The sequence below is a fragment of the Adonisia turfae CCMR0081 genome, from assembly GCF_011009555.1.
GTDB lineage: Bacteria > Cyanobacteriota > Cyanobacteriia > Phormidesmidales > Phormidesmidaceae > Leptothoe > Leptothoe turfae.
Map to the genome: position 1 here is coordinate 5762806 of NZ_QXHD01000004.1, position 13558 is coordinate 5776363.

A 13558-nucleotide genomic window follows, 5' to 3' on the forward strand; every position below is an offset into this window, starting at 1 on the left:
GATTATGGCAAGAATCTTATTGGTTGAAGATAACGAACTAAATCGAGATATGTTAAGTCGACGCCTTCGTCGTCGTGGATATGAGTTGGCGGTTGCGGTAGATGGTGCTGAAGCGATTGCGATCGCATCTGCTCAGCCATTTGATCTGATTCTTATGGACATGAGTTTGCCCGTCATTGATGGTTGGGAGGCGACCAGGCGTTTAAAGGCCCAATCCCATACACAGGATGTTCCCATCATTGCTTTGACGGCCCATGCTATGCGGGGTGATCGAGATCAGGCTCTAGCCGCAGGCTGTGACGACTATGACACCAAACCTATTGATCTAAAAAGGTTGTTGGGAAAGATCAAGGCATTTTTATCTGCTGAACAATTATCAACCGCTTCAGATACTCCCAAGGCTAAAGTCGTTACCGAAAACACTGCTGCACCCGTTATTCCCATTGCGCCCGTTACCCCCATTACTGCGCCTGCGGCCTCGGTAACGCCGATTACACCAGCGCCAACGACTCCAGCTGCGCCCATTACACCCATTGCTCCGGTGACGCCGATTGCCTCACCTACAGCTTCGGTGACGCCGATTGCACCAACAACAACGACTCCAGTTACTGATAATGACTCAGATCAGTCTGATGCTACGCCGATCGCGCCGGTTACTCCAATCACGTCTGATGTTGCCGTAACACCGATCGTGCCGGTTACTCCAATCACGTCTGATGTCGTCTCTGGAGAGCCGGTTACACCTGTTATTCAATCGACAGATGACGTTGAGCAACCAGTGACACCAGCGGCTGACAAACCCCATAATGCCTTTAGTGGTCTGCCTATTCTGGTGGTTGACGATAACGAAGACAACCGCGATATGCTGAGTCGTCGCCTTAACCGTCGTGGTTATCAATCAGTAGTCGTGGATAGTGGTGAGGCAGCTTTAGACTACATTCAAAGTCATCAAAATGTAGCTCTAGTCTTGTTGGATATCATGATGCCGGGTATCGATGGCATTGAGACCCTACGTCAGATCCGGCAAACCTATTCTCGTAATCAGCTACCTGTGTTGATGGTGACAGCAAAGGCCCAAAGCGATGACATGGTGAGGGCCTTTGAACTAGGTGCCAACGATTACATTACTAAGCCCATCGATTTTGCTGTCACCTTAGCGCGTGTTGAGACACAGCTAGCCATTATCAAAGCCACACAACCAGTACCCCAGCCATCTGAACCTAAACCTCAGGCAGCTGAATTAAACCGTGATGTTCAGCCCCTTAAAGCGGTCGACTCACCCCCGTTTGGCATGCAACCAGCCGCCGCCAATATTTCACTGGTGCCTAAAACGGCCTTCTCAAGATTTGCGGCACAACGCTATCAAGTTCAATATTTTCTGCGCCAAGAACCTTTAGGGCCGATTTCTATTGCCTTAGATAAACACACTAATTCTTTAGTCCTATTGCAGACGCTACGGGCGTACTCCCCAGACACCGCCGACCTTTTAAAGCGGGTAATGGAAAAAGAAACGGAAAAGTTTGAGCCCCTGCGTTCCCTGTTTCCAGGCTATACCTACGGTCAAGTAGATAATACGTTCTACATTATCCATGGCCTGGGAGATACCTTCAATCAGGACCAACTGCTCCAGGCAAAGTTGCAAACCCCCTGGCCCATTGAGTCAGTTCTACTGTTAATGGATCGTTTATTAGAACAGGTTGGAATATTTCATCGGCATAAGCAAGTCCACGCTGGCTTAAGGGATGACTCTTTTATTCAAAGCAGTAGTCGAGAAAACCTAGACCAATCTATGGTGCTTGTTGATAGTGGCCTTGGCAAACGCGTCATGATTGGTGTTAGTCAGCAGTCTGCAGAATATCGTAAGCAGTTGTTAATGCAGCGAGACTATCAACCATTAGAGCAACGTATTGGTCGTCCAGCCATGAGTAGTGATGTCTATGCCCTTGGTTTGATTGGTTTGCAGGCGCTGACTGGCCAATCTATAGATCAGCTCACGCTACCAACAGTTAGTGGTGATTTGCAGTGGCGTCAGTTTGCTTCTATCCCAGAGGCTGTAGGCGATTGGTTTGATAAACTCATTCAACAGAACCAGGGCAAGCGATTTGAAAATGCTATGGTTGCACGTACAGCATTGCGTCCCCATTTGCAGCCCTACTTGGCTGAACCTGGTTAGATCCTGATTCTTTCAGACTTAAAAAATTAGGTATAGCGCTTCTTTCTATAACTGAGGTGGCTTTTCGGCCTCCTCAGTTTTTGCTGTATGTGTGCAGCAAAAGTTAGTGAACGTTCAGTCGCTGTTGTTGCTTTTTGTAAAATATTGCAGACGGCTGCAGAATCTTTGAAATTTTATCTGATGAATTTACAGCTATGTAAATTTGATAGATGGGAAAATGCTGATGCGGGCAATTCTCAGATGGAGTAAACCAGATCTATCCATGAATGACTCCCCAGATGAATTACGTCGGTTGGCATGTGAAGCCTGTTGTCACCACTGTGGTAGTGCAGAACGCCAGCGATATTTAACTCAGCTAATTCGTTTGGTCAAACCTCGTCTGTGGTATGACCATAGCGCATACTATCAAGATGCCCTCCAACAAACATGGATCTATCTTTGTCAGAATCTATGTGAGGGTAAAACAGCTAAGCCGTATGATCCAGAAATTGCCAGTGTAGTGACCTGGTTAAATGCCTATCTCAAGTTTCGTTTACTAGATTTTGAGCAACTTGTTCAAGCAGACCGCAAGCGATACATTTCTGCTTATAACGAAGAAGGCGGCACTACCGCTATTGTTGAAAAGTTAACTGCTAAACCCGAGATCCCACCAATTTTAGAGAGGGTGCAGGACTGGTTAGAACAAAATATGGATGAACTATGTCGGATTCACATTGCTAATCATCCGACCATTAACTGCTATGAGATGATCCGCAGACGACTACCGCCAGAAACACCTTGGCATGCTTTAGAAAAAGAGTTTGATGTTTCTTATAAAACCCTTGAAAGCTTTTACCGCCGTCAATGTAAACCTCGCTTACGCGAGTTTGGTCGTGCTGAGGGGCACTTGAATTCTTAGTAACATTTTTTATTTAAAACAATGACTGCCAACATATATCGGAGACTTTACCTATGAGCTATATGCAACAGAGTGGTAACGCAGCTAGTCTGATTTGGCCGATTACACAACAGGGTAAAAGAATTGCTCAACAGTTTGCTCAAGAACATACTCAAGCAAGGATTTCTGAGAGGGTGAGACGGAATACCCTGGCAGTTTGGGTAATGCATGATTTTTTAAGTGCTCTAGGTGTCCCCACTGATTTGAATCACAGTGATAGTTGGAATCCAGTACTTCAGTTAACAGAAGATGTTGCTGATTTAGTGATTCCCAGGGTAGGCCGCCTGGAATGTCGTCCCGTTTTGTCAGGGGATATTACCCTGCCTCTGGAAGTTCTCACAGAACGCATTGGTTATGTGGCTGTTGCACTGGATGAAGTAGCAGGTGAAGCTTCACTGTTAGGCTTTGGTACTGAGGTTTCGTCAACGTATCCGTATTTGAGATTAGCCCAGCTTCGATCCATGGATGACTTGCCAGTACATCTTGACCAAATTGGTCAAAGCCAATCTGGTCAACTGTCATCTCAGCTAACTTGCCTTGGCCAGTGGTTGGAGGGGCAGGTTGAAGATGGCTGGCAATTAGCAGAAGATTTATTAGCTCAATATCTATGGGTACCAGCATTTAGGCAAGGCGGGCAGACAGCTCAGAGAGAGACACCTGTCCAGGTAAAACGGGCTAAACCATTAGACTTAAATTTAACCTTGGGTACGGAACAGGTTGCGCTGGTGCTTGATGTGCAACAAGAAAGTGCAACAGTTGTGAATATTGCTATGCGTCTCTATCCCATGGGGGAAAACGTGTATTTGCCTCAGGGACTTATTGTAACGGTGCTAGATGAGGCAGGTACTGTATGTTTAACGGCTCAGGCTCGTAGCGTAGATAATTACCTTCAACTTTATTTTCGAGGCTGTCCAGGAGAGCCTTTCACAATCCGCATTGACTTGGACGATGCATCGGTAGTGGAGAACTTTTTGATTTGATTGCTACTCAAATTACATCATAGTCAACTCTGGTTTTTGAATAAGATATGAGCCAGCATTCTAATACAGAATGCTGGCTCACCGATACTTTGTTGTCAAACAGCTTATTAGACAGCTGCAGTGGCAAAGTAGGAGTCTTGTTCAGATCGCAATTTGTCGCAGAAACGTCCTTCTGGCAAGATAATATCGTCGTAGGTTAAAACGGTATCCTTGGCAACAGGACGCTTGAGTTTACAGCCTTCTGCAAGACCCATGGGCAATAAATTTTCTGATAGAGCTACATCAGAATTTTCGCACTGACCGTAGGTCATGTAGTAGCCGATGCCATCCAGAGTTTCCCCTTCTTTGAGGTCGATTTTGGCTGTCGCCACGACATCCACCATGGGTTTTCCTAGGGGAGCCATGACGGCATCGTTAAATAGGGCAGCACGGGCCAAAGAGAGGGGCACCTCAAAATGGCAGATGTGATAAGGGGTATAGAAGCTATATAGGGGACCCTCACCACGTTTGTAGTAGTTTAGATAGTGCTGATGTTTGGGATCTTCGTTGGTGGCATAAATAAATACACCAGCTGCAGGCTGAGCGCCAACAACATAATCAACTATTCCCCCTAGAGACTTCAGCTGGTCTACATCGTATAGGTGGGTCATGTCATCCACATGGCCACGGAAGTCATGGCCTAACATTCCACGCTGGGCGACTTTCATGCCGGTAGCGTTGGCTACAATTGCCTGCTCAAAAGAGATTTTAGTACCGTCTGCAAAGCTGGTTACCATGTAGGCTGCCTGCTTCCACTTGGCGGCAAAACTCGCCTGAGTCGTAGGGTTCCGATAGCGGTCTTGGAGGCCTTTAATATTGCCACAGAGGAGAGGCGTAAAGCCAATGCTCTTGACATAGCGATAGAGGTTCATCTCTACACCTGGCTGGTCTCCATCACAGTTAGATAGCACAACACCAGCTCGGTCAGCGTAAACCTTAAGCATTGGGCCCACAGTACCATCAAGCTCTGCGTTCATTAGAACAACATGCTTTTTGTTGTTGATGGCTTCCATCACAATCTGAGCACCAAACTCAATTGTGCCGGTGACTTCTACCAATGCATCGATGTTTTCTGCTTTGCACAGCAGAGATGCATCTTCGGTGACGGCGGGCTTGCCTTTGTTGATGGCGTCTTCTAGCTCGGCTACCGTTTTAACGGTCTGAAAATGATCAAGGCCAGCTTCTTCGTAAGCGCGCTTAGCACCGTCTAGACTGCGGTTATAAACAGCTACTAGTTCCATGCCAGGAACGGAGTGGATAATTTGGTTGGCAATGCCGCGTCCCATAAAGCCTGCACCGATCATGCCCACGCGGACAGGATTGCCTGCTTCTGCACGGGCTTTTAGGGCTGTATCGACAATAATCATGATGGGGCTCCTACTGAAACGGGTTGATCACTTTGCTGGTCGGTTAACAGCGGCCAGTTGGCATCTTTGTTAGAAATAGTTGTTACTGGTAAGGGCCAGTCAATGGCTAGTTTGGGATCGCTGTAACGTAAGCCTCGCTCGTAGCCGGGGGTATAAAATTCGGTAACCTGGTAGGTCACTTCCGCATTGTCGGTCAGGGTTTGGTAGCCGTGGGCGAACATTTCGGGGACGTATAGCGCACGTCTGTTGTCGGCAGTTAGCTCCACACCGACATGGCATAGGTATGTGGGTGAATCTTTGCGCAGATCAACGATAACGTCATAGATTGCGCCTTGAGTGCAGCGTACCAGTTTGGTTTCCGTAGCAGGGGGAATCTGGAAGTGCATGCCCCGCAGGGTGCCTTTTTTGTAGTTAAAAGACATATTGCACTGGGCTACGACTGGTTTGAGACCCCGCTCTTCAAACTCTTGTGCACAGAAGGTGCGGGCAAAAAATCCTCGATCATCTTTGAGGAGCTCAAGGTCAATAATATAGACCCCCTGAATGGAGGTTTCGTTAAAAATCATAGGTGTCGACTATCTGTGAACAGATACTTATAAAAAAGGTTAGAGCAATGCATGGGAGGATGGCTGTGGCCCACCCTCCAGATTTATTTAACCTGCTTTCAGTGCTTCATAGCGTTGAATCTGCGCTATGGTCATCTGATGCATGTCATCTTCCCTGATGTATCCGTGATACCATTCAACGATCCAATCTAGAGTTGTTGCTAGATCTAGTTTTGGTGCCCACTTGAGACGACTTTTCGCTTTGGAGCAGTCTAACTTAAGATACGTTGCTTCGTGGGGATTAACTTTGGTGTCTAGTTGCCAACTAGCACCATCTCCCCACAGTTGAGTTAACTGTTCTGTAATCCAGGATACGGGGCGGGCATCGCTGTCGTTAGGGCCAAAGTTCCAGCCTTCTGCTAAGTCAGTGCCACTGTCCCACATCTGCTCCGCTAGGGTCATGTAGCCGTTGAGGGGCTCTAGCACATGCTGCCAGGGACGAATTGCATTTGGGCTACGGATCAGGACAGGCTCACCGGCGATAATGGCGCGAATAATATCAGGAATTAGGCGGTCACCGGCCCAGTCTCCACCACCAATGACATTACCCGCTCTGACGCTGGACAAACCGACGCCGTGCTCAGCGTAGTTGTCTTTGTTGAAGTAGGAATTGCGATAAGCAGAGGCAACTAACTCAGCACATCCCTTACTGTTGGAATAAGGATCGTGCCCTCCCATGGCTTCATTTTCGCGATAACCCCAAACCCATTCCCGGTTTTCGTAGCATTTGTCGCTGGTAATGTTTACGACTACACGGGTACTATCGGTTTGCCGTACAGCTTCTAGCAGGTGAACGGTGCCCATGACATTGGTGGCATAGGTCTCTACAGGATTTTTGTAGGAGTAGCGCACCAGTGGCTGAGCCGCCATATGGAAAATAATCTCGGGTTTGTGGGATGCGATCGCATCTTGCAAACTCACCAGATCTCTCACATCGCCTTCAATGGACATCATGCCATTGCCCACCTTCGCCACCTCAAACAGACTCGGTGAGGTAGGAGGATTCAACGCATAGCCAACAACTTCAGCCCCGAGTTGTTGCAACCAGAGAGATAACCAACTACCCTTAAATCCTGTGTGACCAGTTACAAAAACTCGCTTACCGCGCCAAAAATCAGCATTCATAACTGTTCCTTCAATACAGTAAAAAATCTAATGTTGCCGACATACGACAATGAAAAACTCGTGCAGGAGCGCTAAGTCGTTAGTAGACTTAGGCTCCTAGGTAAGAAAGACTGAGCTCTGGTGTAGATATCAGTCTTAGATATTTATGGGTTACCAGCTCTTCCAAGGTGCTTCATTAGCCTGCCAAAGCTTTTCTAGGTAGCGCTTGTCCCGGAGGGTATCCATGGGCTGCCAGAAACCATCATGCTTATAGGCCGAAAGCTCTTCCATGTGGGCTAGCTTTTGCAGGGGCTCCTTCTCCCAAGAGATTGAGTCATCGTCAATGTAGTCAATGACTTGAGGATTAAGGACAAAAAAGCCACCGTTGATCCAGGCACCGTCGCCTTCAGGCTTCTCATGGAACTTGGTGATCTTAGTTTGCTCTTGACCTAGGGAAATAGCACCAAATCTGCCAGGAGGCTGAACAGCTGTCAATGTCGCCAATGTTCCCTGTTGCTTGTGGAATTCGATGAGCTCAGTCACGTTCACACTGGAAACGCCGTCCCCGTAGGTAAAGCAGAAATCTTCACTGCCAAGATGCTCTCTTACCCGCTTGAGACGACCACCGGTCATGGTGGAATCACCCGTGTCCACTAGAGTTACACGCCAGGGCTCTGCTTTACCTGCATGAACATTCATTTGGTTAAACCGCATGTCAAAGGTGACATCTGACATGTGGAGGAAATAATTAGCAAAATATTCCTTGATGACATAGCCCTTATAACCACAGCAGACAATAAAGTCATTAATCCCGTGTTGGGAATAGATCTTCATGATGTGCCAAAGAATGGGCTTACCACCAATCTCGACCATAGGTTTCGGTTTAATAGCGGTTTCTTCGCTGAGACGAGTCCCCAAACCACCAGCTAGAATGACAGCTTTCATATAGTTAATAGTTAATAAATTAACGAACACCTTTGATGACATTAATGGCGTACTGACATAACAAACACCATTGGCAAGTGGGCTTCTTTAACGAAACTCCATATACAACAGATCATCCATAAAGGAGTGATAGAAAAATGCCTGTTCAGCACTTTATGTTTAACTCCTGAAGTCCTGTCTCGTCCGGAACCTTATGTAGCTTTACCAGTCCCTCACTTTCCCTAGGTGGGTCAATGTATTGACTGATGAGCTGCTCGATATGTACTTTTATCAAGACTTGGGTTCTGATTGTCTGACCAACTATCCCTGAAGACTTGGTCAAGAAAAAATCAATGTATCTCCGATGTATTGTTCACTACACTGATACGCCTAATTCAAGGGTTCCCCGAAAATCAAAGAATTCTTGATTCTTTAATAAAGCAAGAACGTATAAAGAATAGTTGTTTAAACACCCACGAGGCGTGGACGGTGACTCAGTCACCGCCCACGCCTCGTGCACTTGTTTTTTACTAGTGCTCAAAAATATTTGGATACTGGTGTAGATCCAACTGGATAAAGGTGGGCAAACACTGGAAACAGGCCTCGGCCAGGTGCCACCGTCCTTCCCGCTGGAGCATTAGCGTGAGTTGCTTTGACAGTTCATGGAGATAACGAACGTCGTTAGCGGCATAGGCTAACTGCTCATCGCTTAGATCCTGCACATTTCCCCAGTCAGAGCTTTGGGCACTCTTATCAAGTTCTACACCAGCGATTTCTTTGACGAGTTCCTTCAAGCCGTGTCGAGGACTGTAGGTGCGAGCTAGTTTGCTGGCAATTTTGGTGCAGAATACTGGGCTCACATCAATGCATAGATGGTGTTTGAGTGTGGCCATGTCAAACCGAGCGAAATGAAAAATCTTGAGAATACTGGAGGTTTCGAGCAGTAATTTTAGGTTGGGGGCGCTGGTTTGTCCCCGTTCGATGCGCACCGCTGATGTGTACCCGGTAGTATCACAGAGTTGCACTAGACATAGCCGATCGCGTAGGGGGTTAAGCCCCATGGTTTCAGTATCGATAGCGATGGCATCGGATGATAAATAACGTTCCAGTAGCGACTTGGGAATGTCGCGATCGCAAACCTCAAAGTTTTCCAAGTTAAGAATTTCCTGTGATTACATCAGCATTTAGAGTACTGGAGTGTTGAGTGATAGATTTGCGTTACGGTGCGCCGCTAAGGTGTTAGCCAGCTAAACCCCTAACATTCAAAATCCACCACTCAACACTCAAACGTTCTCTAACTATCAAACTTCAGCACTTTAGCGACAGTCTGCACATCCTTATCGCCTCGTCCAGAGCAATTAAGCACAATTTTTGGACTGCCGTCTAACTGAGGGCAGAGCTTTTCAAGATAGGCAAAGGCGTGGGCTGTTTCCAGGGCTGGAATAATGCCTTCCCGTTGCGACAGCAGCTGAAAAGCATCCAGGGCTTCTTGATCGGTGACTCCGTAGTATTCTGCACGGCCAATTTCCTTCAGATAGCTGTGCTCAGGACCAACACCGGGGTAGTCAAGACCGGCGCTGATGGAGTGGGGTTCGATCACCTGGCCATCGCCATCTTGCAGTAGGAAGCTCATGGCTCCATGGAGCACACCCACCCGCCCTGCGGTGAGGGTGGCTGCATGTTTACCTGTGCTTACACCTTCACCGGAGGCTTCTATGCCAATCATGCGTACAGAGGGCTCATTGATGAAATCATGGAATAGCCCCATGGCATTGGAGCCACCACCGACACAGGCAACCAAAATATCGGGTAGCCCCCCCCATTTTTCCTGGCACTGGGTCCGGGTTTCTTGGCCGATGATGGCGTGGAATTCGCGCACAATCATGGGGTAAGGGTGGGGGCCAGCCACCGAGCCCAAAATGTAGTGGGTGCTCTCCACGTTGGTAACCCAGTCGCGAATCGCTTCAGAGGTGGCATCTTTGAGGGTGCCGGTGCCGGAGCTAACGGGCTGTACCGTGGCTCCCATCAGGCGCATACGGAATACGTTTAGGGCTTGGCGTTCCATGTCATGAACGCCCATATAAATCACACATGCGATGCCAAACCGGGCGCAGACGGTGGCTGTGGCCACACCATGCTGACCGGCACCGGTTTCAGCAATAATGCGCTTTTTGCCCATACGCTTGGCTAGCAAAACCTGGCCAAGGGCGTTGTTGATTTTGTGAGCTCCAGTGTGGTTCAGGTCTTCGCGCTTGAGATAGATCTGCGGGCCGCTGCCGTCGGGGCGGGCATAGTATTCGGTGAGGCGCTCTGCAAAATATAGGGGATTGGCTCGACCGACGTAATCCTTTAGCAGTCCGTTGAGCTCTGCCTGAAAGCCAGCTTCATCGCGGTAGGCATAAAACGCTTCCTCCAGCTCCACTAGGGCAGGCATCAGAGTTTCAGGAACATACTTACCGCCAAAGCGGCCAAAGCGGCCTAATTTATCGGGGCGCACCTCAGGTGCGGTCAGTTCGGCAGAAACGGAAGAAGAAAGCGGAGTGGCTGTCACGGTGGTTGCGAGTTAAATCGGGTGATTGGTAAGCAGGCTTGAACCTGGTGAAAACGTTGGGAAACGTCAGATTTCTTGCCAGGCAGCAGGTTTCATTATAAGTAATTGGGAGCGCTACGCATCTTAGACGATTCACAACGTAAACCTGTGGTGATTAAACCGTTGACTGTTAAGGGGACAACTCAGCTACTTGGTGTCATTGGCTATCCAGTCAAACATTCGATGTCGCCAATTATGCATAATGCTGCGATCGCAACCCTGGGTTTAGACTATGTCTATCTGCCATTTCCCATTGCTCCCGACCAGCTAAAAACAGCAATCGATGGCTTTGCTGCCGTTGGCTTAAAGGGCTTTAACATCACCATCCCTCACAAGCAAACCATCATGCCCTTGCTGACCGACGTCTCAGAGGTTGCCCAGGCCATTGGGGCGGTCAATACCGTGTGGTGGAGTGATCAAGGTTGGTGCGGTACCAATACGGACGCCGCTGGCTTTATTGCACCGCTGAAAGCCCTGAGTCGGGATTGGAGCCATGCGCCAGCCCTCATTCTGGGTAATGGTGGGGCTGCCCGTGCCGTTGTGGCCGCTTGTCATCAGCTCGGTTGCTCCAACGTGTTAGTGGTGGGGCGCAGTGCCGATAAACTGGCCGCATTTGCCCAAAGTTGGGAGATGTCTCCGCTACAGCCCAATCTATCTGTTCATACTTGGGATCGATTAGACGAGCTTTTGCCAATGGCCGGTCTGGTGGTTAATGCCACACCCATCGGCATGGCTCCTAAGATTGAAGCTTCTCCCCTAACGGACGGGCAGATGGCCTTACTCCCCAGTCAGACCATTGCGTACGATTTAATCTATGTGCCACGGCCTACACGGTTTTTACAACAGGCTAGTGCGGCTGGTCTGGTCACCTTCGATGGGTTAGAAATGCTCGTGCAGCAGGGGGCTGCAGCTCTAGAAATATGGACTCAGCAATCCCCCCCTGTGGATGTGATGCGGCAGGCGTTGTTAGAGCACGTGTTCTAAATTCGGCACTAGCCCTCGGCACTAGCCCTCGGCACTAGATAAAGATACGCAGCCCACTAGGGTTGGGTTTGATTGTGATTTGGACTGAATTACCGACGGCAAAACGGGACGGGGTGCGAGCTTGCAAATTGCCCTGGGTAGGGTGGGTGAGGGTGTATTTGTATTCACGACCCAGAAACTCGCGATCGCAAATAATCAGAGCAGTTTCATTCGTCGCTACCGAGCTGAGATGCAGCTCTTCTTGACGCAACATGAGTGTACCTGTGTCAGCCTCAGTCGGTTGCACCATGGACTCGTCCACCAGCCCCAAGGCCGTTTGCCAGCCGCCTGCTGAGCGATGGGCCTCGATAAAGTTAGCCTGGGTCACAAAATCTGCAACAAATCTAGAGGCAGGCTGTCTGTAAATTTCTTCAGGACTTCCCAGTTGCTCGATATGCCCAGATCGCATGACAGCCACCCGATCAGCAATGGCTAAGGCCTCTTGTTGGTCGTGGGTGACAAAGATGCCCGAAGCGCCCACCCCCTTAAGGATGTTGCGGACCTCCTGACGCAAATAAAGCCGCACCTGTACATCCAGGTTGCTGAAGGGCTCATCTAGTAAAACCAAGGAGGGGCGAGGGGCCAAGGCGCGAGCCAAAGCCACCCGCTGCTGCTGTCCCCCAGATAGTTCATGGGGATAACGGCGCTCAAACCCATTCAAGCCTACGAGGCTGATGGCCTCTTGGGCCAAGGTTTGCATTTGTTTTTTAGGCATGCGTCGATGACGCCTGAGATGCTTAAGTCCAAAGGCAACATTGTCCAGGACGCATAGATGGGGAAATAGGGCATAGTCCTGAAAGACAATCCCCACATCACGACGTTCGGGTGGCACCACTACACCTTGACCACACACCGGTTGCTCTGCCAGCTTAATCCACCCCTGATCAGATGCTTCAAACCCTGCAATGGTTCTCAACAAGGTGGTTTTACCACAGCCTGACGGTCCTAACAGGGCCAATAATTCTCCCTGGCACAGTTCTAAACTGACCTGATTGATAGCCGGTATTGTCTGCTGTGGATACTGTTTTGTGACCTCGTGCAGTTGCAATACGGTGGACAAAGCCGTTGATGTCAAATCAGAAACCTGTGAAGCCGTGGGCATAAGGACTAGAGCAAAAGAATTAGCGATATTGGCGGAAGGCACTATTGAGATTAGAGCGCAATAACACCCCCGGTAATCATCATATAGCTATGCATAACTTCTGCCTTATTTCCTATTATTTATTCCCCATTAATGAATGCCGACATTGCTGGGCCTCGGTATGACTATTAGTTGTGAAACACTGTCAAATAGCAATCGCTTTAGACCAGTGCATTCCCTAAATTAGCAATCGCTATACCTGAAATTTATTTATTGCATGACTGGCTTATTCAAACTGGGCAATAACCACAGTTTTTTTTATCAAAGAATCGAAAATGTTGGTTTGTAGGCAAAATTACATTTGGTGAGTTTATTCACCCCAATTAAAACGGAGATAGCAAAATGAAGATTCGTGCAATTCAGTTATTTTTGAGCCTGGGTGTGGCTGCAACAGTTGCTGCCTGTGGTGGTGGCACTGTGCAAGATGCTGGCGATGCCGCTGGCGATGCGGTCGATGCTGCTGGTGAAACAGTAGATGCTGCTGGCGATGCCGCTGGCGATGCCGTAGATGCTGCCGGTGATGCGGTCGATGCTGCTGGTGATGCCGCTGGCGATGCGGTCGATGCTGCTGGTGATGCCGCTGGTGAAGTTAAAGAAACCGTCGAGGGTGCTGTAGAAGACGCCAAGGATGCTGTTACTGGCGAAGGCGGCGAAGGCGGCGAAGGTGGCGAAGGC

12 protein-coding genes are annotated in these 13558 nt (G+C 48.8%); 5 read left to right on the plus strand and 7 right to left on the minus strand.

The genetic code is table 11. The features are described 5' to 3' along the window. The first annotated feature begins 4 nt into the window (after window positions 1-4). From DXZ20_RS37860 to DXZ20_RS28440, 3 genes are all read left to right on the plus strand, one after another. On the plus strand, window positions 5-2173 hold the full coding sequence (locus DXZ20_RS37860) for a response regulator (protein WP_163702494.1): 2169 nt from the start codon (window positions 5-7) through the stop codon (window positions 2171-2173). 262 nt (window positions 2174-2435) lie between these two features. Beyond that, window positions 2436-3071, plus strand: a complete 636-nt coding sequence (locus DXZ20_RS28435; protein ID WP_163660829.1) for a sigma-70 family RNA polymerase sigma factor — start codon at window positions 2436-2438, stop codon at window positions 3069-3071. A gap of 53 nt (window positions 3072-3124) precedes the next feature. Continuing rightward, entirely contained in the window at window positions 3125-4090 is a 966-nt protein-coding gene (locus DXZ20_RS28440; protein ID WP_163660831.1) for a DUF1822 family protein, read from the plus strand. A gap of 107 nt (window positions 4091-4197) precedes the next feature. Here the strand turns inward: DXZ20_RS28440 and DXZ20_RS28445 are convergent, their stop codons facing one another. The 6 genes from DXZ20_RS28445 to trpB form a co-directional block, all read right to left on the minus strand. Further along, on the minus strand, window positions 4198-5496 hold the full coding sequence (locus tag DXZ20_RS28445) for an NAD(P)H-dependent oxidoreductase (RefSeq protein WP_163702495.1): 1299 nt from the start codon (window positions 5494-5496) through the stop codon (window positions 4198-4200). Next, the gene (rfbC, locus tag DXZ20_RS28450; RefSeq protein ID WP_163660835.1) at window positions 5493-6062 is read right to left on the minus strand and encodes a dTDP-4-dehydrorhamnose 3,5-epimerase; all 570 of its coding nucleotides are present in this window, start codon (window positions 6060-6062) and stop codon (window positions 5493-5495) included. Before rfbC ends, DXZ20_RS28445 begins: the two co-directional genes overlap by 4 nt. An 87-nt stretch (window positions 6063-6149) precedes the next feature. Continuing rightward, a complete protein-coding gene (gene rfbG, locus DXZ20_RS28455; RefSeq protein WP_163660837.1) occupies window positions 6150-7226 on the minus strand; it encodes a CDP-glucose 4,6-dehydratase in 1077 nt (358 codons plus the stop codon). A 150-nt stretch (window positions 7227-7376) separates the two neighbouring features. Next, window positions 7377-8150, minus strand: coding sequence for a glucose-1-phosphate cytidylyltransferase (gene rfbF, locus DXZ20_RS28460; protein ID WP_036018417.1), 774 nt, complete (start codon window positions 8148-8150; stop codon window positions 7377-7379). A 509-nt stretch (window positions 8151-8659) separates the two neighbouring features. After that, window positions 8660-9283, minus strand: coding sequence for a ribonuclease H-like domain-containing protein (locus tag DXZ20_RS28465; protein ID WP_163660839.1), 624 nt, complete (start codon window positions 9281-9283; stop codon window positions 8660-8662). Window positions 9284-9423: 140 nt separating this feature from the next. After that, window positions 9424-10680: a tryptophan synthase subunit beta gene (gene trpB / locus DXZ20_RS28470; RefSeq protein ID WP_163702496.1), complete on the minus strand. Its 1257-nt coding sequence runs from the start codon at window positions 10678-10680 to the stop codon at window positions 9424-9426. A gap of 147 nt (window positions 10681-10827) precedes the next feature. On the opposite strand from trpB, the gene DXZ20_RS28475 reads away from it, so the two are divergent. After that, window positions 10828-11703 carry a shikimate dehydrogenase gene (locus tag DXZ20_RS28475; RefSeq protein ID WP_163702497.1) on the plus strand — a complete coding sequence of 292 codons (876 nt, stop codon included), beginning with the start codon at window positions 10828-10830 and terminating at the stop codon, window positions 11701-11703. A gap of 34 nt (window positions 11704-11737) precedes the next feature. Here the strand turns inward: DXZ20_RS28475 and DXZ20_RS28480 are convergent, their stop codons facing one another. After that, on the minus strand, window positions 11738-12844 hold the full coding sequence (locus tag DXZ20_RS28480; RefSeq protein ID WP_163702498.1) for an ABC transporter ATP-binding protein: 1107 nt from the start codon (window positions 12842-12844) through the stop codon (window positions 11738-11740). 381 nt (window positions 12845-13225) lie between these two features. Between DXZ20_RS28480 and DXZ20_RS37865 the strand changes: the two genes are divergently transcribed. After that, the coding region (locus tag DXZ20_RS37865) for a hypothetical protein (protein WP_250565954.1) at window positions 13226-13558 on the plus strand (333 nt) is incomplete at its 3' end.